The following is a 20,948-nucleotide window of genomic DNA, read 5'->3' as shown; positions in this document are numbered from 1 at the left end:
ATGGATCGAAGCCGCATAACCAGGAGTTAAAATGGGGGCAAACTGGAGTCTTATCCTTAATATTTTATTATTAGTTGGCGTGGTGGCTGCAATAGGGCGTTTGATGAAGGTAAGACGGCAGAATTTAAACCCCGTCAATTATCAACCTTCGCTAGGCCAGGTAGAAAGCAGGCAATTCGATGATATCATTGCTGTGCGCAAGGTTAACAATGTGGCTGAAAGCGAGACAGACAAGAACGTTACGGCGCAGACGAATGCAAAAAAACCGGCCATTGGTGAGTTAAAAGAGGAGTTACAAACCGGAAACTCTGAGTCAGGCAAATCCTTAATGATGTTTTTGTTGGCTAAAGAAAATCGGCAATTGGCCGGTTATGAGCTGTTGCAGACAATCCTGGCTGCTGGCTTGCGCTTTGGGGAAGGCAGCTTGTTTCATCGCCACCAGTATCCCAATGGTCAGGGGCCGATAGTTTGCAGCCTGGCTGCAGCGACAGCAAGCGGTGTTTTTGATTTACAGAATATCGGCGCTTTCAGCGTACGGGGACTTTGTCTGTTTATGCATTCTTCAGGCAATCCTACGATCGATGCAGAACGCTTCGACATTATGTATGAAACAGCAAAACAACTGCGTGACGGATTGGATACCTATCTGCTTGATGATAAGCGCAAGCCACTGACGAAAGAGAGGATGGCTTACTATTATCGCTTACTCGATATCAGGGAGGTTGATGAGTTATCCCTGGCTTAAAGCCACCCCAGAGCAACTCCTGGTGCAAGTCAGGGTTAAGCCTGATGCCAGGCAAAATGCAATTGCCCTGGACGTTAAAGAAGGCTTGCAGATTAGCCTTAAAGCAAGCCCCCAGGGTGGCAAAGCCAATAAAATGCTAATTCAATACTTGTCAAAGTTATTGAGGATTCCACAAAAGCAGCTAACGATTGTGCGTGGTGCGGCTTCGCGCACAAAAGTGCTTGCCATCAAGATAACCCCTGCAGAACAGGAAAAAGCAGTGAACCTGCTTATCGGACTTTCAAACTAACGAACATAGAGGATGGCAGGGTATGAATATGCCATCTGGAAGGTTTAACTAATAATGAGTACACTAGGGTTTTAACAGCCCGAATGCATCATGAATTTAACTCAAATAGCCTCAGTACTGAATAGTTCTTGTGACAGTAATGCAGTCATTACTGGTGTAACGATTGATAGCCGTCAGGTTAAGTCCGGCGATTTATTCATTGCCGTGAAAGGCGAGCGCTTTGACGGGCATGATTTTATTGAGGAAGCAGCAGCAAAGGGGGCTATTGCTGTTGTTTGCACTCAGGCGAGCAGGCCGGTATCCATTCCCCAGTTTATCGTAAAGGATACCTTGAAGGCATTGGCACAAATTGCTGCCTGGCATCGCCAGACAATCACTTGTCCGGTGATTGCATTAACAGGCAGCAATGGCAAGACAACGGTGAAGGACATGATTGCGTCAATCTTGCCAAAGCCTGCTCATGCAACACTCGGGAATCTCAATAATCATATTGGTGTGCCACTTAGCGTGTTGCAATTAAAGACCGAGCATCGATATGCAGTCTTTGAGCTGGGTGCCAATCACATAGGGGAAATTGCTTATACGGCCGGGCTGGTCAAGCCTGACATCGCCCTGATTAATAACATTGCTCCGGCGCATATTGGCGAGTTTGGTTCGATTGAGGGTGTTGCCCGGGCAAAGGGGGAGATCTATGCAGCGACAGTAGGGACGGTCGTAGTCAATGAAGATGATGATTATGCTCATTTTTGGGATGAGATGCTTGGCGATAAGCAAGTTTTGCGTTTTTCACTGACAAAAACAGCCGATGTTTATGCAAAAAATATTGCCTACGATGAGCGGGGCTGTGCACATTTTGAGATGGTTCTGCCTTTGGGTGAAGCCAGGGTGATGATGCAGGTCCCGGGTGAACATACGATGCGTAACGCTCTGGCTGCCGCTTGTTGTTGTTATGCGGCAGGGATTGGGTTGGCTGATATCGTTAGCGGTTTAAATCAATTTCGTGGTGTCGCTGGGCGAATGACCTTTCTTGACGGTAAAAATAATTCCCTGGTTATCGATGATACCTACAATGCCAACCTCCACTCTGTATTGGTTGCGGTTGATATTTTGGCCAGGCGTCAGGGGCGCCGTATTCTTGTTTTAGGAGACATGGGAGAGCTTGGCTCCTGGACACGTGAACATCATGAGCAAGTGGGGCATGTTGCTTTGCATCAGGGCGTTGATTTACTGCTAACTTATGGCGTGGATAGTGAGTATGCGAGCAACATATTTGGAGAGAATGCCAGGCATTATAATAACCAGGAGGCGTTGGTCCGGGATTTGCTTTTAACGCTTGATGCCGATACAACGGTACTGGTAAAAGGCTCACGGGCCTCGAAGATGGAGAAAATTGTACATCAACTAATAGGTTGAAGCATTGAGATATGGTATGCTTGGCGGCTTTTTATGCGGCTCATAAACTGCATGAGACGGCTTATTATCTATCCCCGGAAACGGGGTGTTACCCCTAACTTTCTTATGAGGTGTGGAACATGCTTTACTGGTTAACGCAGATATTGCAGGGGCAGTATCATGCGTTTAGAGTATTTCAATATTTGACATTCCGTTCGATCTTAGCGGCGTTAACCGCGTTGCTGGTCGGACTTTTCTGCGGTCCGCTGATGATTCGCTGGCTTCGGAATTTGCAGATTGGTCAGATGGTGCGTGATGATGGACCAAAAACCCATTTATCAAAGGCAGGAACCCCTACAATGGGCGGTGTGCTTATCCTGTTGGCAGTTATTGCCAGTTGTTTGCTTTGGGGTGATTTGAGGCAATCTGCATTGTGGCTGGTATTATTGGTTACCACCGGATTTGGGTTGGTAGGCTGGGTTGATGATTACCGCAAACTGGTTCGTAAAAATTCCAAAGGTTTGCCAGGCCGTTGGAAGTATTTCTGGCAGTCAGTCATTGCGCTTGCGGCGGTGTTTTATCTTTATTGGAATGCAGAAATTGCTGTGCAAACGCAGCTTACTGTGCCTTTTTTTAAAGACATACTCATCAACCTTGGCCCTTTATTTCCTGTTTTAGCCTATTTTGTTATTGTAGGCAGCAGTAATGCGGTAAATTTAACTGATGGCTTGGACGGCCTGGCAATAATGCCCATCGTGATGGTGGCCGGAGCCCTGGGCATTTTTGCCTATGCAAGTTCCAATGCGATTTATGCCCATTATTTGGCTATTCCCTACGTACCCAATACCGAAGAGCTGACTATTTTTTGCTCTTCTATTGTCGGTGCTGGCCTTGGTTTTCTCTGGTACAACACTTATCCTGCCCAGGTATTCATGGGGGATGTCGGCTCTTTATCCCTGGGGGCTGCTTTGGGGATGGTTGCTGTAATCGTCAGACAAGAGTTAGTACTCTTGATCATGGGTGGTTTATTTGTTATTGAAACCCTATCCGTTATTTTGCAGGTAGGTTATTTTAAGTATACGGGGGGCAAGCGTTTATTTCGCATGGCGCCGCTTCATCATCATTTTGAATTAAAGGGATGGTCTGAGCCTAAAATTATCGTTCGTTTCTGGATTATGACCGTGGTGTTTGTTCTTTGTGGTCTGGCAACCTTAAAACTACGTTAGGTACAAGATGAGCACACTTTATTTGGTCGCAGGATTGGGAAAAACCGGACGTTCGATTGCTGGTTATCTGAAGCGCCGCTGCCAACCTTTTGTAGTATTCGATACCCGGCGGCAGGTTGCAGGTTTAGCCGAATTTATTGCTGAATTTCCCGGAGTCGAAGTGTTTCTGGGGGAGCTGCCTGCCACCATTTATAACCAGCTAACGGGTATTATCCTTAGTCCGGGGATTTCTTTAGATGAGCTTTTTTTAAGGCCCGCTTTAAGTTTGGATATACCGATATTTGGCGATATTGAATGTCTGGCACGGGAAGTCAAAGCCCCCATTATTGCAATTACCGGCACTAATGGTAAGTCTACAGTAACCACCTTAGTCGGTGAAATGGCCAAAGCAGCAGGATTTTCGGTTGCGGTTGCCGGTAATATTGGTTCCCCTGTACTTGATTTGCTTGATGATCAGCAAGATTATGATCTATGGGTTCTGGAGTTATCAAGTTTCCAGTTGGATTTGACTCATTCCCTGGCAGCAGTTGCCGCAACTATCCTTAATATTTCACCGGATCATCTTGATCGGCATCATAGCCTTGAAGCTTACATCAAGGCGAAGCAGCGTATTTATCGGCAGGCTCAATTTCTTTTATACAATCGGGACGACAGGCAAACTATCCCTGATGCTTCATTGGTTTCTCAGACAGCAATAGCCAGTTACAGTCTTCATGAACCAACCGCAGGTGGTTGGGGTATTATAGAAAAAAATGGAGTCAATTACCTGGCCCAAGGGACTGATTGCTTTATGGCTGTTGATAAGCTTCTGATTAAAGGCAAACATAATTGGCAAAATGCCTTGGCTGCAAGTGCCCTTGCAGCAGCGGCAGGAATAGGGTTTAACACTATTGTTAAAACATTGCAATCGTTCAGCGGCCTGCCTCATCGTTGCCAATGGATAAGGCGGTTAAATGGAGTTGACTGGATTGATGACTCCAAGGGGACTAATATAGGGGCGACTATCTCTGCAATTTCCGGAATAGGAGGTTCCATGCAAGGGAAAATAGTATTAATTGCCGGCGGCCAGGGAAAGGGCGCAGATTTCGAGGAGTTACGCTTGCCTGTTGGCGACTATGTTCGTTCGGTAGTACTGATTGGTGAAGATGCCGAGCGAATTGAGAGCGCCCTTTCTGATGTGGTGCCTGTTTTACACGCTTTGTCATTGGATGGAGCCGTTGCTCTGGCCAAAGAACAGGCGAAACCTGGTGATGTCGTTTTATTATCACCTGCCTGTGCAAGTTTTGATATGTTCCGTGATTTTAATCACCGTGGTGAAGTATATACCCAGTTAGTAGGCAAATTGTGAGCACCATGCATCCCAGGCATTATAACTTGAGGGGAAAGCCCGTCAGCAGACCCATCGCGCTTTACGATAAATGGCTTATGGGGGCTGCCCTTGGCCTGTTGATTGTGGGTTTGATGATGGTCGCTTCCAGCTCCATTATGATATCAACAAAATACTACCATCAACCCTTTCATTTTCTTATCAGGCAAAGTTGTTACCTTTTTGTCGGCTTTCTGGCAGCACTGATAATCATGCGCATAGATAGCACTATTTGGGAAAAAATCAGCGTCCCTTTATTGCTGGTATGCCTGCTTTTGCTATTTATGGTTTTGGTTCCGGGTATTGGCCGTATAGTGAATGGTTCCAGGCGTTGGCTTGCCCTGGGGCCCATCGGTATTCAGGTTTCCGAACTAACCAAGGTCACGATGATTTTCTACATGGCAGGCTATCTGGTGCGGCAGCAGGAAAGTGTCCGCCAGAATATCGTTGGTTTTGTTAAGCCAATGGTTGTTCTCGGGCTGGTGTCTGTTTTATTGCTTTTGGAGCCTGATTTCGGTGGCACTGTAGTCATTGCCGGAACGGTAATGGCGATGTTATTTTTGGCGGGGGTAAAATTACGTTATTATATCGGATTATTGCTGGTTGTTGGTTGTTCTTTGGTAATGCTTGCTGTTTCCTCACCTTATCGTCTTGCACGTTTAACTGCGTTTCTTGACCCTTGGGCTGATCAATTTAACAGTGGCTATCAGCTGACGCAATCACTGATTGCCTTTGGCCGAGGTGGGTTTTTAGGTGTTGGTTTAGGCGATAGTGTGCAGAAATTATTTTACTTACCTGAAGCGCATACCGATTTTTTGTTTGCGGTATTAGCTGAAGAGCTGGGGCTTTCCGGAGTACTATTAGTATTGATTTTATATAGTATATTAGTTATCAGAGGTATGTTAATTGGTTTTACCGCCTATAGCCAGGAGCGTTTGTTTGCTGCCTTTACAGCTTATGGTTTAACCTTTTGGATAGGATTACAGGCTACTATTAATATGGGGGTCAATTCGGGACTATTGCCTACCAAGGGACTGACATTGCCTATGTTAAGTTATGGCGGTGCCAGTATGGTAGTTAACTGCGCCGTAATTGCACTTTTATTGCGTATTGACCATGAAAATCGTTGGCAATCTTTGGGTTTAAGGACTGGTTAACCTTCAAGACCCGCCAATTTTTGAGACTGACTATGAATGATTTGATCACCATTTGCAGCCAGACTCCCAAGTAAGGGGAATTTTGTGAATAACGTAGGACATTTTCTATCGCCAAGGATGGGACGAGTAGAACAGATTCATTTTGTTGGTATTGGTGGTGTTGGCATGTGCGGCATCGCTGAGGTATTACATAATCAAGGCTATCGGATCACAGGCTCGGATTTGGGTGAAAACCGGGCTGTGCAACGGCTGCAATCGTTAGGTATCAAAGTGCATGTGGGGCATCGAATTGAGAACATCATCGGTGCCGATGTGGTGGTACGCTCCACGGCAGTGAGTGCTGATAATCCTGAAATTATCGCAGCACAGGAACAATCGATCCCCGTTATTCCTCGTGCGGCAATGCTTGCCGAACTGATGCGTTTTCGACATGGGATTGCTATTGCCGGTACCCATGGCAAAACCACCACAACCAGCCTGGTGAGTAGTCTTATGGCTGAGGGGGGCATGGATCCAAGCTTTGTTATTGGTGGCAAACTAAATAGTTGTGGTTCAAATGCCCAGCTGGGTAAGTCTGAATATTTTATTGCCGAGGCCGATGAGAGTGATGCTTCTTTTTTATTTTTAAAGCCAATGATGGCGGTGGTCACCAATATTGATGCTGATCATATGGGTACTTATGATGACAGTTTTGATAAGTTGCGCAATACCTTTATTGAATTCTTACATCATTTGCCTTTTTACGGATTAGCTGTCCTTTGTATTGAAGATGAGGAAGTCAATCGTATTTTGCCTGCCATTCAAAGGCCTGCGCGAACGTATGGTTTTCGTGAAGAAGCTCATTATCGGGCTATAGACTGGACGCAAAACGGTTTGCTAAGTGAGTTTACCGTCCTGCGGCCTATTCCTCACCAGCCTTTAAAGATTAAATTCCAATGGCCAGGTCGGCATAATGTCTTGAATGCTTTGGCTGCAATTGCCATTGCTACCGAATTAGGCGTTGATGATCAGGCAATTTCCAACGGTTTGTTCAAATTTCAGGGGGTAGGCAGGCGGTTTCAAATGCTTGGCGAAAGACAGTTTGGACGTGGTTCAGCGATTGTTGTCGATGACTATGGCCATCATCCGCAGGAAATTGTCTCGACGATTGATGCTTTTCGTCGCGTGTGGCCAAATAAACGCCTGATTCATGTGTTTCAGCCTCACCGCTACAGCCGCACCAAGTCCTTGTTTACGCAGTTTGTTAATGCGTTAAGCCTGTCTGATGAGTTATTGCTAATGGATATCTATTCCGCAGGTGAACAGGCTATCCCTGGAATAAGCAGTGAAACGCTGCTGCAGCAAATCAGCCAACGCCAACCGAACGCAAGGTTAGTAAATGATAAAAATTTTGAACAAATCCTGGACGAGCTGACAACGGATGGCAGTGTTATCTTAATGCAGGGGGCTGGTAATATTGGCCAGCTGGCACTTAACCTTATGCAGTCTACAATGCGGGAATCAGCGTGATGACCATGAGCAGAAACACGGACTATCAAGGACAGTTATTAACAAATGAGCCTTTGGCTGGTTATACAACCTGGCGGGTTGGCGGGATAGCAAGCAGGCTATATAAGCCTTTAAATATTGCTGATCTGGCGCTTTTCCTTAAGCAATTACCTAAAGAGGAACCTGTATTGTGGCTAGGATTGGGAAGTAATTCACTTATTCGCGACACAGGCTTTGCAGGAACTGTCATTCTGACTCAGGGCTGTCTGAAAGAAATCAAGCTCATTGCTGACGATCTTGTGCATGTGGAGGCTGGAGTATCTTGTGCCACAATGGCAAGATTTTGTGCCCGTTCCAGTCTGGCCGGCGGCGAATTCTGGGCTGGAATTCCAGGGACGATGGGAGGGGCTTTGAGAATGAATGCCGGATGTTTCGGCAGTGAGACCTGGCAGGCAGTAGTTGAGGTGGTGACCCTGACACGCAACGGGGAGTTGAGAACACGCAAGCCCGAAGAATTTGAAATTGCCTATCGCCATGTCTCCGGTTTGCAGGATGAGTGGTTTGTGGCGGCGACTTGTCGTTTGATGAAAGGTGAGAAAGAGAAATCGCTGCAGCTTATCAAAGAGTTATTAGCCCACCGAGCGAATACTCAGCCGACCAGTGAATACAATTGTGGTTCAGTTTTCCGCAATCCCCCGGGTAATTTTGCTGCCCGGCTTATTGAAGCCTGTGGCTTAAAGGGAAAGCAGATAGGGGGGGCTGTTGTTTCAGAGAAGCATGCCAATTTTATAATTAACCAGCAAGGTAATGCATCAGCCCAGGATATTGAATCATTAATTGAGCTTGTGCGTGATACGGTGCACAGGCAGATGAATATCAACCTGGCTCACGAAGTACACATCATTGGAGATCATTAATGGCTGCACCAACCAATCTTCTATTGCTTTACGGCGGTAAATCCGGCGAACATGAGGTTTCCCTGATTTCTGCTGCCTCAGTTTTGAGTCACCTGGATGCTGGAAAATACCATATCATTCCTGTGGGGATGGATAAAGAGGGTCGATATTATCTAAATACTTATGAAGAGTTACTTGCATACAAAGAAAGTTTGCCGGTGATGACTCCCCGTTCACGTCCGTTAGAAAGTTTAATGGTGAATGGGCGGCTTGCCATCGATGCTGATGTAGTATTCCCTGTTGTCCATGGTCCCCTGTATGAAGATGGTTGCCTGCAAGGGCTATTGGAACTCGCAGGAGTGGCTTATGTCGGCTGTGATGTTTTGTCTTCCGCCATTGGCATGGATAAAGATATTGCCAGGCGCCTTGTCTGTAATGAGACAATCAAGGCAGCCCGCTACCGGATGCTCTCCTTTCATAGTAATAGCGCGGAGAGACAGGAATTTTGTGAGCAAGCAGCAGCAGATCTCGGCTGGCCTTTATTTGTCAAGCCTTGCGCTTTAGGTTCAAGTGTCGGTATCCATAAGGCTAAAAACTTAACGGAGCTGAAAGCGGCTGTTGAGGATGCACTGCGTTATGATAAATCGATTCTGGTAGAAGAATTTATTCAGGGGCGCGAAATTGAACTGGCTGTGCTTGAAAACCGCATACCCTCCGCTTCTCCCAGAGTCAGCTTGCCTGGAGAAATTTGCGTCAATCATGGGGATGGTTTTTATTCTTACACTGCAAAATATTTAGAAAGTAGCCAAACGGTATTGCATGTGCCGGCTGATCTCGATGAGGATCTGGTCAAGCGTTTACAGGCAGCTGCGGGTGAAATCTTTACAACCCTAAAGTGCAGGGGTATGGCCCGTGTCGATTTTTTTGTTAACGGATCTACAGGAAGGATTTACTTTAATGAAATTAATACCCTGCCTGGTTTTACCTCCATCAGCATGTATCCCAAAATGTGGCAAGCGAGTGGATTGGAATACCCATCGCTTTTGGATGAGTTGATTCATCTGGCGGTAGTTCATCATCATTGTAAGCAACAACTGGTGACGGATTATCAATAACGGCTGGCATAACATATTGATGCTCGATAAAACCACAAGACAATCGATGGAAAAAATGGATGGATACTGATACTGGACGATTACGTTATGCGGGCCTTTTAACTGGATTAATTATCGTTGCCCTTTTTTTGGGGGCCAGATTAATTTATTTATATTTAGCGGACGCGCAGCGATTTCCTATTAATAAGGTAAAAATTACTGCAAGCTATCGTCATATCAGTCACCAGGAACTGGAGTCTGTACTTATTAAATACTTAAATGCCAGTTTTTTTTCGCTGGCTGCCGGCAAGCTGTATACTGAACTGGCCTCTTTGGAATGGGTAAGTCAGGCTCAGGTTGAGCGGGTTTGGCCTGATACTTTGAAAATTTCGCTGATAGAAAAACGTCCTGTCGCCACCTGGAATAATGCGTTGGTAACCAAGGATGGTGAGCTGTTTAATGAAGGAGGGACATTGGATTCCTCCTTGCCTCATCTCAGGGGACCTGTTAATCAGCAAAAAGAAGTCTTACAAGTTTACAAAAAAATGAGTAAGATATTATCAATATACGGTTTGCATGTCGCCTCACTGGAATGGCGTGAGAATCAGGCTTGGGAGCTTACTCTGGCTAATGGCGTTATATTACGCTTGGGCAAGCGTGATTTGGAAACACGAATTACTCGCTTCTGTAAGGCATATCCTGCTGTTTTTGCAGAGCGTTCGCAACAGTTGGCAAGTGTTGATTTACGTTATCCGCGAGGCATGGCGGTGCAATGGAAAAAATAAGCGGGAAGATAATGGCAAAAAAATTAGAAAAAAACATCATTACTGGTTTGGATATTGGCACTTCAAAAGTGGTTGCTTTGATAGGTGAAGTGGCTGCTGATGGTGCTATAGAAATTATAGGTATAGGTCGTTATCCTTCCCGTGGGTTAAAACGAGGCGTCGTTGTGGATATTGAAGCGACGGTGAACTCTATTCAACGTGCGGTTCAGGAAGCTGAATTAATGGCAGGCTGTGAAGTCCGTACTGTTTACGCTGGAATTGCCGGCAGCCATATCCGCAGTTTGAATTCTCATGGCATCGTAGCTATTAAGGATCTGGAAGTTTCACAAGTTGACGTGGAGCGGGTCCTTGAGGCAGCAAAGGCAGTGGCAATCCCTGCTGATCAAAAAATTCTTCATATCCTACCCCAGGAGTTCATTATTGATAACCAGGGGAGTATCCGTGAGCCGGTCGGGATGGCGGGTGTGCGGCTGGAAGCAAGAGTGCATATTGTGACAGGGGCTGTAAGCTCTGCTCAAAATATCATCAAATGCGTTCGTCGCTGTGGCTTGGAAGTTAATGATATTATTCTTGAGCAATTGGCATCCAGTCATGCAGTCCTCACCGAGGATGAGAAAGAACTTGGTGTTTGCCTCATTGATATAGGGGGAGGGACAACCGATATTGCTGTTTTTGCTGAGGGGGCCATTCAATATACTTCAGTTATTCCAATTGCAGGCGATCAGGTCACTAATGACATCGCGATGGCGTTGCGTACGCCTACCAAAGCAGCTGAGACGATTAAGATAAAGCATGCTTGTGCAATGCCTGAATTGTCCAATTCGAGTGAAATGATCGAGGTTTTAAGTGTTAATGAAAGGCCGGGGCGAAAAATTTCAGCTAAAGTGCTTTCTGATGTTGTTTCAGCGCGTTATGAGGAGTTGTTTTCTCTGGTACGCAATGAGCTTCGCCGTAGTGGTTTTGAAGAGCGTGTTGCTGCCGGTATGGTTATGACCGGTGGCGGGTCCAATGTCCGTGGCGCAATTGAGTTGGCAGAGATGTGTTTTGAAATGCCTGTTCGTCATGGTTGTGCAAGCCAGGTTTCAGGCTTAACGGAGGCTACAGTGAATCCGTCCATGGCAACAGGGGTTGGTTTATTATTGCATGGGTTTCAACAGCAATATGAAGGTGGTTATAATGTGATTGCCCTAAATGATAATGGCAAAGGGATATGGGCAAGAATGAAAGAATGGTTTAATGGTAATTTTTAGTAGGTTCGATTCTAAATAACATGGGCTATTAGCAAAAAGCCTGGAATAGAACCTCGTTATTGGCGGAATTTTTGAGGAGATAGGTCGATGTTTGAATTAACGGAAAGTCAGTCTGACAATGCCGTAATAAAAGTTGTTGGTGTTGGAGGAGGTGGTGGTAATGCTGTTCAACACATGGTGGCTGAAAATATCGATGGGGTTGAGTTTATTTGTGCCAACACCGATGCTCAGGCACTCAAAAATTCAAATGCCAAGATCCATATTCAGTTGGGCGAAGAATTAACCAAGGGATTGGGTGCGGGTGCTAATCCACAAATTGGCCGCGAGGCAGCAGAAGAAGACAGAGAGCGGATTAAGGAAGCTTTGGCAGGTGCTGACATGGTATTTATTACTGCCGGAATGGGGGGGGGCACAGGAACAGGAGCTGCCCCTGTATTTGCCGAGGTAGCCAAAGATCTGGGTATTTTGACCGTGGCGGTGGTGACCAAACCTTTTTCCTTTGAAGGCAAGCAACGTGCTTTGGCGGCAGAAGAGGGCATCCGCCGCTTGGGGGAGCATGTCGATTCGTTGATTACTATTCCTAATAACAAATTGCTTAGCGTTTTAGGTAAGAACATTAGTTTGCTTAATGCATTTAAAGCTGCAAACAATGTACTTTCAGGTGCAGTAAAAGGGATTTCGGATCTGATTACCCGCCCAGGCTTAATCAACGTCGATTTTGCGGATGTGCGAACGGTGATGTCGGAAATGGGCATGGCAATGATGGGAACTGGAAGTGCAACAGGTGAACAAAGAGCCCGCCAGGCTGCGGAAGCCGCCATTGCCTCCCCGTTATTGGAAGATGTGAATTTTTCAGGTGCAAGAGGCATTTTAGTTAACATCACCGCAGGCCTTGATATGTCAATTGGCGAATTTGAAGAAGTGGGTGATGTTGTCAAGGAATTTATTTCTGATGATGCTACAGTGGTTGTTGGTACAGTCATTGATCCGGAAATGACGGATGAAATGCGTGTTACTGTCATTGTTACCGGGCTTGGCGAGACGCGAGGGCGTCATCAGCAGTCAGCTATTACAACAAAGCCTCGGGTAATGGAAGCAAGCCGCAGTGATGGAACGCTGGATTATCAGCAATATGAACGGCCTGCTGTAATGCGCAAGCAAGCAGCTGCAAAATCGCTCGGCGAATCTTCAATTCCTGATGTGGATTACCTGGATATCCCTGCATTCTTACGTCGGCAAGAGGAAAGTGTCGAATAACATAAGAAATGGAAAGTACTCCGTTGTATTTTTAAGCCTCGGGCAGGGTGCCGAGGCTGTTGTTACTGGCAAGCGCTTTAATCAGGCAGATAGGGTGCATGTTGGACAATTTTTTGCAAGCGGAGTTATAAAAAATTAGACAAATCAATAAATTGTTGCTATGCTTTGGCAGTTTATTGTGCTTAAAAATGGGATATCAAAAGGTGACCACTGAATGATAAAACAAAGAACTCCTAAGAAAGTCATTCAAGCAACAGGTGTAGGTTTGCATTCCGGAGAAAAAGTTCTTCTTACCTTGCGTCCCGCTCCCATTAATACAGGTATCATTTTCAGGCGTATCGATTTAAATCCGGTAGTGGAAATCCCTGCTCTGTATGATCAGGTTGGCGATACAATGCTTTGCACCTCTCTGCAGAGAGAGGGAGTAAAGGTAGCTACAGTCGAACATTTGCTTTCCGCGCTTGCCGGATTGGGAATTGATAATGCTTATGTTGATATCAATGCACCAGAAATTCCCATTATGGATGGAAGTGCGGCTCCCTTCGTATTTTTAATTCAATCAGCTGGCATTCGAGAGCAAAGTGCCGCAAAGCGTTTCATTCGCATCCTAAAACCTATCCGCATAGAGGATAATGACCGCTATGTTCAGTTTCTTCCTTATAATGGCTATAAGGTTTCCTTCACGATTGGTTTTGACCACCCAGTTTTTAACGATAAACCACAAACGGCAACCTTTGATTTCTCCAGCACTTCCTATGTAAAAGAAGTCTGTCGGGCGCGTACTTTTGGTTTTCTTTCCGATTATGAAAAATTACGTGAAAGTGATTTGGCGAAAGGGGGTAGTCTCGATAACGCCATTGTGGTAGACAACTACCGTGTTCTCAACGAAGATGGTCTGCGTTTTGATGGTGAATTCGTTACTCATAAAGTTTTGGATGCTATTGGCGACCTTTATCTCTTAGGCTGCGGACTCATTGGTGCCTTTGAAGGCTATAAATCAGGCCATGGCCTTAATAATCGTCTTTTACGGGAACTGATGGTTCATCAGGATGCCTGGGAATACACTTATTTTGATGTCGAGAACTATCAGCCGACCATTGCAGCAGACTATTTGCCAGTAGAAGCTTGACTAACTCAAGGTATCCAGCCTGATTCCTGTTGCATTACATCATCTAAAGAATAGACTAAAGCAGACCTACCGTGATGGGCTTTAGCTTTTTAGCATGATAGGTTTTGGTAGGCTATTGAGGATTAAAGGAATTTATATCAATTAGGGAATGTAATCATGTCTTTTACACCAGCAGCCGAAACCCTCACCCGGGCATCGGGCAATTTACTTGATTTTTATAACATTGGCGGGCTTGCAAGACAGCGCACCCGGGAGACGTTATTAGGGTTATGGAATCATTATAGTTGGCGTGAGTTATTTATCAGAGGAGGCATCCTTGTCAGCACAGCGGTATTTGGGATGATGGCTGCCAGAAAACAACCCTCTTTATGGAGAGGGCTTGGAGGGTGTGCATTTGGTTTTTTTATTTCCCATACTGTTGCGGTGATACCAACTATAAGTCGCAGACTTACCATCAAAAAGAATACAGAAGCCTTGCATAAAGATATTGAAAGGATGCTTAAGGCACTATCTGATGAATATAACGCTGGCTCACCTCACTTTCAATCGTCGAGGCAGTTGGTATTGGCGATTCAATCGTTCACTGATTCTGCATTAGCCCTGCAATTGCCGATTACTAAAAAAGGTGACGCAGTGCGCAATCTTTTATATATAAAAAGACTGGTTGGCAAAATAGAGCAAGCGGTTCGGCTTCTGCAGGATAAATTAAATGATGGTACAGAAGAAGCAGGCAGCATCTTCTCAAATGCCCTGGAATTTTGGCAGCAGGATTTTCAAGCGGTACAGGCTAAGTTAATAATAAATGAACAGCAGTCTGATATCGCGGTTCGACCCGGGCAATAATGAGCACTATCCTGCAAGGGATGTGCTTATTACTCTCTGGCTAATTGTTGTAATGCTCCCTTTAAAGTGGGATCGTCACATTGTTCGCTTGCAGCTCGAATGGCAACACGTGCTGCCGATGAAAGCGTTGCTGCTTTCTTTTGTTTTTTGGCTTTGGCAGGGGCATCGGCATGTTTAATAGCAATTTTAATGGAAACAAGTTGATACAGACCTGCCTCTTTTCTCAGCTTATCGCGTAGCTCCGGAAGAAGATAACGTAATTCGGTCGCCCAGCTTGCATTGTCTATGCTAATCGTTAAACATCCTTTGGAAAAACCGCCTGTCTGACAGTGCCCAACCAGATGAGGGGGAAGACTGGACTTCAATAATGCATCCAGTGCATCCAGTTGCAGAGTATGTTGGCAGATTTTCGATAGCTGGTTATTTAAGCAATGACTGATAGGGCGCATGGTAGATCAATCTCTTTTAACATGGCAAATTTCTATTATCTGCAATATTATATCCAATTTTACGATACAAAAGGATATTTTAATGACAGACAGCAATGTAGTGTACCTGGCAAGACTTCATTGGATTTTATTCTTTTGGCCGATCGCACTTGCCTGTTTTGCAATATTTATCGGTTCTCAGATTGGTCACTTAAGGGAAGTGGCTATTTTTTTAGTGCTTTTTGCCTTAGCCTGGACAGTGATGACCTGGGTCACTTATCATTTTTCGTCGCTGACGATTAAGAAAAAGCAGGTTATTTTGCGAACGGGTATGCTGGTAAGGCAAACCATTGATATCCCCTTGTCAAAAATAGAAAGCATTGATATTCGCCAATCAGTTATTGGAAGTATCTTACGCTACGGCTCATTAATTATCACAGGAACTGGCGGTACTCGTCATATGATCAATTTTCTTGATAGGCCATTGACTTGCAGGCGCTATATTGAACAGTTAATGCATGAATAAAAGGCTGCATTGGTCAGGTATTTTCTTTAACCAGCCCGTCAGGGCAATCACCGTTTTAAAAGGCGGCTTGCAACACCAAACTGATTTGATTGAGCTTGGCGATCATAGCAAATGGGTATGTAAAAAATTATCCAAACAAATCTGGCTTGGGACGATGTCCCGTCAGCGGCTTGAATTGACCAATGACATTGCTGGCAGGGCTGCAGAGTCAGTGATGGCAGTAACCGCTAAATATCAGGGAAACCTTTCCGGTTTTGGAGAAGCCTGTTTCCAGATCTTTCCATATTGTGAAGGAAAGATCATAGGCGCTGTTAAGGAAAGCCAGGCTTTCTCTTTGGGAAAAATGCTTGCCAGGCTGCATTTGCTCAGCTTGCCTGGGGATGAGGCCGAAGGATTTCCCCCTGTATGCCTGCCCCAGACGCAGTCTCATCCTCCCTGGTTATCTTCTCTGGTTGACCAGTGTAATCATTATCGCTTTTATCGGGCTAATCAAAGGGTAGTCAGCCATCGCGACCTTCATCTTGGCAATATTGTTTGGCGAGATGAGCAAACCCCCTGCCTGATTGACTGGGAGAGTGCGGGACTTATACATCCTTTTGTCGAATTGATAGGCCTTGCAACCAACTGTTCTGGATTAGCCGCTACCGGATTCAATAAAGCATTGTTTCAGGCCGTTGTCAGCGGTTATGGCCAACAGGCAGGTAAGATTCCCACACCAGACCCTATTCTTTGGGAGATGGCTTTACACAGCTGGTTGCTTTGGTATGCCTACAACTTAAACCGAGCATGGAATGAGGAGGCGAAAAATACTTTGCTGGCACTTGAGTTTATGCTGGCTCATATGGAAGAGGTAAAGCAATTATATCAATGCTGTAATGAAAGCCAGTTTTGATTCTGGTTGTTTATAATGATATTTCGAGGCATTCTGGGCCACGGATGAATTGGGTTAAAAAAATCTAATAGTTACAAAGTCATCTAAACATTGTTTTGTAGCAAGCCAATTTTTATCTTTATGCTCTATTTTGTTTATTCTTAGAAGAAGATTTAAAGTATCTTTTTTAAAATTGAATACCAACGGACTATGATCCCTAGTGTCATTTTAACCATTTGATTTTACTACAATTTTGTCCGCAGATTTTTCGTTAAAATGGCGTACTTTATCTACAGCCAATCTATGCGCTTGTTCGATATGATATTGCCTGGTACTTTTACATTGTGTTCTAATTAATTTAATTGTAATTATTGTTCCGTTATTCACTACTGAATTTATCTCCATGCAGCCATTTATCTGATTAATATATTGGTTAGCAAAGAATAGCCCTAGGCCTGAATTTTTTTCTCTATTAAAACTAAAACCTCGATTGCATATATGAGGTAAAATATTTTCAGGAATGCCACAACCATTATCTGTAAGAATGATATTGACGAAGTCATTGTCTGCTTTCAATACTATTCCAATATTGCCAGAACCTTTAATCGCATCAACACTGTTATTAATCAAATTAGACATCACGCGGATAAATTTAACGCTATTTACCAATGAGTAACAATTTTTATCTTCTTTATTAGAGTTAAGTGTAATATTTATATCCAAATCTTTGTATTCGTATCTTTTTTCATAAACAAGATTATCTAACATCTTATATATTAATTCTGGATGAGCGTCATCAATGTTATGAATAACATCAGAACTATGGTTACCTGAATTTAAAAGTAAGTTATTAGCAATATCATTTATTCTGTCTGCTGAATTCTTAATCAGATATAACTTTTCTTTTGGTACGTTTTCCAAGGTTGAAACAATAGCATTAATTGCCGCAATGGGTGAGCGAATATCATGAGCAACTTGTTCTGAAATCTCCTTCTTTGTTTCATAATATAGTTTATCTTGTTGGAGGAATAATATTTGCTCGTGTTCATTTATAAATCGCTGAGCGATGTCTTTGTACTCTGTTATGCTTATAACTGATAAATTAGGAGATATTCCATGTTTTAGATCGTGAATATAGTCAATTAAATTCTTAGTATCTTTAGCAATAATTTTACGCATAGACAACAATATAAAGAGAGTATTAAAGATATAAATTATAAGAACAATAGCTATGATAAATACCAATCCTTTTGTTACAGGAATTGAAAAAAAAGCCTTATATTTTTTTTCAGAAAGCACAAAACCTAAAGTTTTATCTCGATTTTCAATGCGGGTTACCCCCATAAAAAAATTACCTTTTTTATGACAAATGCCCTCAATATTTTTTTTACCAGAGCAATTTAGACTATCTAATCTTATATCTCTTGCAGGTACAAATTTTATATGATCCATTTTGCGTTCTTGAGCTAAATTTAACAGAGCCAAATCTAGTGCATTCTGATTGTTAAGTAAAACATATTGGGTAATCTCTTCTAATGAAAAGGTGTCATTAATAATTAAGGATTCTCTTATCTCGTTATTTTGATATTTGGTAATAAATTGCTGGCTAAGAATCAAGAATATACTAAGGAAAATTATTTGAAAAATAGCAGAGCAGCCCATTTTTCTAAAAAAAACGTTTTTAATAGAAAGTGACTTACTTTTCATAATGGTATCCATCAGCATAGACAGACAGAACTGTATACTTGTTGGAGCGAAAAAACTTATGGTTTTTGATGTAAGCTCCAGTTATTCCCCTATGATTTATCTTATAAATATTATCAGTATCCATTGATCCAGTTTGCATAAAGGCCTTCAAGATAATGTTTACTGCGTCATAGGTGTAGGCTGACATGACGGTAGGTAAACTTTTAAACCTTAAAACATATTTTTCTTTATAGGATGACAATTTTTTCCCGCTTTTAATATAATCAAGGTTTCTAATAAAATAAGCGTTAATATTTTTATTGGTAAGTCTAGTGTAAAAGGATGGACTGACAGTAGATCCGAAATTTTCAGTACCAATATAAACAACATCTAAGCTTTTTAAAAAATCCACAATCTTGGCAGACGTTGTTGCACTAGACAATAGAACCACATGCCTATATTTTTTATTTTTCATGTACTTTTTTAACTTTTCCAAAAACAATGGATCATTTGTTAAGAAATCATATGAATAAAATTGAATATTTCTTTTAAAAAGCTCCTTTAAATAAGCTTTCTTATATTTCAACATTTCTTCACGATTTACTTCAGTAATTAGTAACAAGTCACTTAGATCAGCAAACTTCTTTTCTAAAAACTCAACCATTGTTGCAGCATGATCATCATAGGTGGGCATAAATACAAAAACATTATTAGGTATTTTATCAGTTGATAAAAAACTTGCATAAGACGTAAAAATTGGAATGTTAGTTGTTCTTTGTTCTTTTATTACTAAAAGAAGATCAGATAAATACTCAAAACCTATTATTGCGGAACAATCATCATCTAACATTTTATGATATATATGAATGGGTTGGAGGGGTTTATTGTCATAAAAATAGTATTTTAATTGAATCTTATTTTTTAAATTATTATTTTCTTCAAGTGCCATCTCAGCAGCACGATGAAAGGATTGACCATAGCTACCAATACTTTCTACAATACGACCTGTTAAACAGATTGTTCTAGCTGCAAACGGACTAGTCATAAATATTAAGCTTGATATACCCCACAACCCAACCAATAAATTTCCAAAGCTTTTTGAAGGTATAATGGCTTTAATCATTGGCTAACAGACCTTATATAATGCTAATTAAAATGAATTATTCATTACTATTAACAAAGCCATTAACCAGTTGGCAAAATTTTTCTTCTTCTTCTATATGTGGATAATGAGCAGAATTGAAAAAGGTTTTAACTTTATATTTATTTGAAAAAGCTCCACTTGGACCGTTCATGACTAAATCCTGAGCTCCATTTATCCATACTTTTCTAATGCTTAATTCATCAATGGCAACAGAAGAGTTAGAATCATCCGTATAAAGATCTTTTCTCACACTTGTAAAAACGTCTTTATTAATTTGAATCCCAATCTTACTCTGAATTTCTACTACTCGACTCATACGGTCTAAATTAGCCCAATAGAAATAAATTCTTTCTTTGTTTTCTTGAAAAACATGAGCTAACTCTTCTGATATTTTCCATAGATTGCCACTATCTAATGTAACCATATCTTTAACTATTTCTTGATATTTTTCAGGATGGGTTCTTTTGAGATAATTTAAATCAAGCATTAAATTATTCACACGAGGTATAGTGATTGATTCGGCAGTAGATATGAATATACCTGGGTATTGAGCATCATATTTTTTATAATAATCATATAGTAATTTAGCACCATAACTATGGCCAGCTATACATGCTATTTTAAAATTTTGAACTTGTGATAGATATGTAACCATTTCATGGAGATCATCAATATTGTGCTTATGCAGAACTGTCATTTCAGAGCGAATTGATCTACCACAATTCCGTTGATCATATAAAATAATATTAAATTCAAGAGAGCTAAATATTTCTTCATTTTCTATTAAGCATTCCAAAACTGCACTATTTAACCCTGGACCACCATGAATAAACAAAATATATGGCAATTCAGCCTTATATAAGAAACTAACTATATAGAAGTCTTTATGTAGTATATTAGTTTTAAAAAATTTAGGCATGGCGAATCCCTTAGTTAACGCGATGTTCGACTTTTCTCAGTCTGAATTGAACTAAATTTGAAAGACAAAGCCTTTTATTGTAATTTTTGTTTCGAAAAAATCAGAAATTACAAGGAGTAAGGCTGTGTCAGTTGAAGATTTTATCATTGCTGTGTATTGTCTGGTAGATGTTGAGCTAAAAAAGATCACTGAGGCTAAACGATTGAGAAGCCGAGGGTTTGAGCCGAAGATGTCAGACGCAGAAGTGATTATGATGGATATTGTTGGGGAGTTTTTAGGAAAAGATACGGACGCCGGTATATGGCGGTGATCCTCTCCCCAAAACCGATCCGGTATTAATTAGAAAAACCGGCACCTAACACCTTCTGTTTGAACTGATTTGGAGTCAAATTGTTCAGTGAGGAATGAGGTCGGAAATCATTATAATCCTGTCGCCATTCTTCAATTTTGTTTTTAG

22 protein-coding genes are annotated in these 20,948 nt (G+C 42.4%); 17 read left to right on the top strand and 5 right to left on the bottom strand.

Annotated elements, in window-relative coordinates; translation table 11 throughout:
- Window positions 1-31 precede the first annotated feature (31 nt).
- The 14 genes from E1O65_RS08785 to E1O65_RS08720 all read left to right on the top strand — a co-directional run bounded on the left by E1O65_RS08785 (window position 32) and on the right by E1O65_RS08720 (window position 14,917).
- Entirely contained in the window at window positions 32-745 is a 714-nt protein-coding gene (locus E1O65_RS08785) for a cell division protein ZipA C-terminal FtsZ-binding domain-containing protein (RefSeq protein WP_133133235.1), read from the top strand.
- Window positions 726-1,034 (top strand): DUF167 domain-containing protein, encoded by a 309-nt coding sequence (locus E1O65_RS08780; protein WP_133133234.1) that lies wholly within the window; start codon window positions 726-728, stop codon window positions 1,032-1,034. The genes E1O65_RS08785 and E1O65_RS08780 overlap by 20 nt, the downstream gene beginning before the upstream one ends.
- A 90-nt stretch (window positions 1,035-1,124) precedes the next feature.
- Window positions 1,125-2,447, top strand: coding sequence for a UDP-N-acetylmuramoyl-tripeptide--D-alanyl-D-alanine ligase (murF, locus tag E1O65_RS08775; RefSeq protein ID WP_133133233.1), 1,323 nt, complete (start codon window positions 1,125-1,127; stop codon window positions 2,445-2,447).
- Between the two features lie 119 nt (window positions 2,448-2,566).
- The gene (gene mraY / locus E1O65_RS08770) at window positions 2,567-3,652 is read left to right on the top strand and encodes a phospho-N-acetylmuramoyl-pentapeptide-transferase (RefSeq protein WP_133133232.1); all 1,086 of its coding nucleotides are present in this window, start codon (window positions 2,567-2,569) and stop codon (window positions 3,650-3,652) included.
- A gap of 7 nt (window positions 3,653-3,659) precedes the next feature.
- Window positions 3,660-5,000: a UDP-N-acetylmuramoyl-L-alanine--D-glutamate ligase gene (gene murD, locus E1O65_RS08765; protein ID WP_133133231.1), complete on the top strand. Its 1,341-nt coding sequence runs from the start codon at window positions 3,660-3,662 to the stop codon at window positions 4,998-5,000.
- Window positions 5,001-5,005: 5 nt separating this feature from the next.
- Window positions 5,006-6,175: a putative lipid II flippase FtsW gene (gene ftsW / locus E1O65_RS08760; RefSeq protein WP_165474943.1), complete on the top strand. Its 1,170-nt coding sequence runs from the start codon at window positions 5,006-5,008 to the stop codon at window positions 6,173-6,175.
- Between the two features lie 84 nt (window positions 6,176-6,259).
- Window positions 6,260-7,684 carry a UDP-N-acetylmuramate--L-alanine ligase gene (murC, locus tag E1O65_RS08755; protein ID WP_133133229.1) on the top strand — a complete coding sequence of 475 codons (1,425 nt, stop codon included), beginning with the start codon at window positions 6,260-6,262 and terminating at the stop codon, window positions 7,682-7,684.
- A gap of 5 nt (window positions 7,685-7,689) precedes the next feature.
- The gene (murB, locus tag E1O65_RS08750) at window positions 7,690-8,580 is read left to right on the top strand and encodes a UDP-N-acetylmuramate dehydrogenase (protein ID WP_207384238.1); all 891 of its coding nucleotides are present in this window, start codon (window positions 7,690-7,692) and stop codon (window positions 8,578-8,580) included.
- Entirely contained in the window at window positions 8,580-9,674 is a 1,095-nt protein-coding gene (locus E1O65_RS08745; RefSeq protein ID WP_133133227.1) for a D-alanine--D-alanine ligase family protein, read from the top strand. The genes murB and E1O65_RS08745 overlap by 1 nt, the downstream gene beginning before the upstream one ends.
- Window positions 9,675-9,733: 59 nt before the next feature.
- Complete coding sequence (locus tag E1O65_RS08740; RefSeq protein WP_133133226.1) at window positions 9,734-10,438, top strand: cell division protein FtsQ/DivIB; 705 nt, start codon at window positions 9,734-9,736, stop codon at window positions 10,436-10,438.
- An 11-nt stretch (window positions 10,439-10,449) separates the two neighbouring features.
- Entirely contained in the window at window positions 10,450-11,688 is a 1,239-nt protein-coding gene (gene ftsA, locus E1O65_RS08735) for a cell division protein FtsA (RefSeq protein WP_165474942.1), read from the top strand.
- Window positions 11,689-11,775: 87 nt separating this feature from the next.
- Window positions 11,776-12,945, top strand: coding sequence for a cell division protein FtsZ (gene ftsZ / locus E1O65_RS08730; protein WP_133133224.1), 1,170 nt, complete (start codon window positions 11,776-11,778; stop codon window positions 12,943-12,945).
- Between the two features lie 214 nt (window positions 12,946-13,159).
- Window positions 13,160-14,074, top strand: a complete 915-nt coding sequence (gene lpxC / locus E1O65_RS08725) for a UDP-3-O-acyl-N-acetylglucosamine deacetylase (RefSeq protein ID WP_133133223.1) — start codon at window positions 13,160-13,162, stop codon at window positions 14,072-14,074.
- A 156-nt stretch (window positions 14,075-14,230) separates the two neighbouring features.
- A complete protein-coding gene (locus E1O65_RS08720; protein ID WP_133133222.1) occupies window positions 14,231-14,917 on the top strand; it encodes a hypothetical protein in 687 nt (228 codons plus the stop codon).
- 29 nt (window positions 14,918-14,946) lie between these two features.
- On the opposite strand, the gene E1O65_RS08715 is transcribed toward E1O65_RS08720, so the two are convergent.
- Window positions 14,947-15,366 carry a DUF721 domain-containing protein gene (locus E1O65_RS08715; RefSeq protein ID WP_133133221.1) on the bottom strand — a complete coding sequence of 140 codons (420 nt, stop codon included), beginning with the start codon at window positions 15,364-15,366 and terminating at the stop codon, window positions 14,947-14,949.
- 82 nt (window positions 15,367-15,448) lie between these two features.
- On the opposite strand from E1O65_RS08715, the gene E1O65_RS08710 reads away from it, so the two are divergent.
- Window positions 15,449-15,871, top strand: coding sequence for a PH domain-containing protein (locus E1O65_RS08710; protein WP_133133220.1), 423 nt, complete (start codon window positions 15,449-15,451; stop codon window positions 15,869-15,871).
- Window positions 15,864-16,763 carry a phosphotransferase gene (locus tag E1O65_RS08705; protein ID WP_133133219.1) on the top strand — a complete coding sequence of 300 codons (900 nt, stop codon included), beginning with the start codon at window positions 15,864-15,866 and terminating at the stop codon, window positions 16,761-16,763. The genes E1O65_RS08710 and E1O65_RS08705 overlap by 8 nt, the downstream gene beginning before the upstream one ends.
- 207 nt (window positions 16,764-16,970) lie before the next feature.
- Here E1O65_RS08705 and E1O65_RS08700 read toward each other — a convergent pair whose 3' ends face one another.
- From E1O65_RS08700 to E1O65_RS08690, 3 genes are read right to left on the bottom strand one after another with little or no spacing between them, the layout of a single operon-like run.
- Entirely contained in the window at window positions 16,971-18,449 is a 1,479-nt protein-coding gene (locus tag E1O65_RS08700; RefSeq protein ID WP_165474941.1) for a HAMP domain-containing sensor histidine kinase, read from the bottom strand.
- Window positions 18,439-19,551 (bottom strand): ABC transporter substrate-binding protein, encoded by a 1,113-nt coding sequence (locus tag E1O65_RS08695; protein ID WP_133133217.1) that lies wholly within the window; start codon window positions 19,549-19,551, stop codon window positions 18,439-18,441. Before E1O65_RS08695 ends, E1O65_RS08700 begins: the two co-directional genes overlap by 11 nt.
- Before the next feature lie 37 nt (window positions 19,552-19,588).
- Window positions 19,589-20,491 carry an alpha/beta hydrolase gene (locus E1O65_RS08690; protein ID WP_133133216.1) on the bottom strand — a complete coding sequence of 301 codons (903 nt, stop codon included), beginning with the start codon at window positions 20,489-20,491 and terminating at the stop codon, window positions 19,589-19,591.
- A gap of 124 nt (window positions 20,492-20,615) precedes the next feature.
- Between E1O65_RS08690 and E1O65_RS08685 the strand changes: the two genes are divergently transcribed.
- Window positions 20,616-20,801 (top strand): hypothetical protein, encoded by a 186-nt coding sequence (locus E1O65_RS08685; protein ID WP_133133215.1) that lies wholly within the window; start codon window positions 20,616-20,618, stop codon window positions 20,799-20,801.
- Window positions 20,802-20,826: 25 nt separating this feature from the next.
- Here the strand turns inward: E1O65_RS08685 and E1O65_RS08680 are convergent.
- The coding region (locus tag E1O65_RS08680) for an integrase core domain-containing protein (protein WP_165474940.1) at window positions 20,827-20,948 on the bottom strand (122 nt) is incomplete at its 5' end.

The organism is Legionella sp. W10-070 (assembly GCF_900640175.1).
GTDB lineage: Bacteria > Pseudomonadota > Gammaproteobacteria > Legionellales > Legionellaceae > Tatlockia.
Note: the sequence above shows the minus strand (reverse complement) of the source record. Positions and strands in the feature narration are given on the sequence as shown.

Coding starts and splice junctions, on each gene's coding strand:
- E1O65_RS08785 (WP_133133235.1), top strand. CDS start 32: ATGGGGGCAAACTGGAGTCTTATCCTTAATATTTTATTATTAGTTGGC.
- E1O65_RS08780 (WP_133133234.1), top strand. CDS start 726: ATGAGTTATCCCTGGCTTAAAGCCACCCCAGAGCAACTCCTGGTGCAA.
- murF (WP_133133233.1), top strand. CDS start 1,125: ATGAATTTAACTCAAATAGCCTCAGTACTGAATAGTTCTTGTGACAGT.
- mraY (WP_133133232.1), top strand. CDS start 2,567: ATGCTTTACTGGTTAACGCAGATATTGCAGGGGCAGTATCATGCGTTT.
- murD (WP_133133231.1), top strand. CDS start 3,660: ATGAGCACACTTTATTTGGTCGCAGGATTGGGAAAAACCGGACGTTCG.
- ftsW (WP_165474943.1), top strand. CDS start 5,006: ATGCATCCCAGGCATTATAACTTGAGGGGAAAGCCCGTCAGCAGACCC.
- murB (WP_207384238.1), top strand. CDS start 7,690: ATGAGCAGAAACACGGACTATCAAGGACAGTTATTAACAAATGAGCCT.
- E1O65_RS08745 (WP_133133227.1), top strand. CDS start 8,580: ATGGCTGCACCAACCAATCTTCTATTGCTTTACGGCGGTAAATCCGGC.
- E1O65_RS08740 (WP_133133226.1), top strand. CDS start 9,734: ATGGATACTGATACTGGACGATTACGTTATGCGGGCCTTTTAACTGGA.
- ftsA (WP_165474942.1), top strand. CDS start 10,450: ATGGCAAAAAAATTAGAAAAAAACATCATTACTGGTTTGGATATTGGC.
- ftsZ (WP_133133224.1), top strand. CDS start 11,776: ATGTTTGAATTAACGGAAAGTCAGTCTGACAATGCCGTAATAAAAGTT.
- lpxC (WP_133133223.1), top strand. CDS start 13,160: ATGATAAAACAAAGAACTCCTAAGAAAGTCATTCAAGCAACAGGTGTA.
- E1O65_RS08720 (WP_133133222.1), top strand. CDS start 14,231: ATGTCTTTTACACCAGCAGCCGAAACCCTCACCCGGGCATCGGGCAAT.
- E1O65_RS08715 (WP_133133221.1), bottom strand. CDS start 15,366: ATGCGCCCTATCAGTCATTGCTTAAATAACCAGCTATCGAAAATCTGC.
- E1O65_RS08710 (WP_133133220.1), top strand. CDS start 15,449: ATGACAGACAGCAATGTAGTGTACCTGGCAAGACTTCATTGGATTTTA.
- E1O65_RS08705 (WP_133133219.1), top strand. CDS start 15,864: ATGAATAAAAGGCTGCATTGGTCAGGTATTTTCTTTAACCAGCCCGTC.
- E1O65_RS08700 (WP_165474941.1), bottom strand. CDS start 18,449: ATGAAAAGTAAGTCACTTTCTATTAAAAACGTTTTTTTTAGAAAAATG.
- E1O65_RS08695 (WP_133133217.1), bottom strand. CDS start 19,551: ATGATTAAAGCCATTATACCTTCAAAAAGCTTTGGAAATTTATTGGTT.
- E1O65_RS08690 (WP_133133216.1), bottom strand. CDS start 20,491: ATGCCTAAATTTTTTAAAACTAATATACTACATAAAGACTTCTATATA.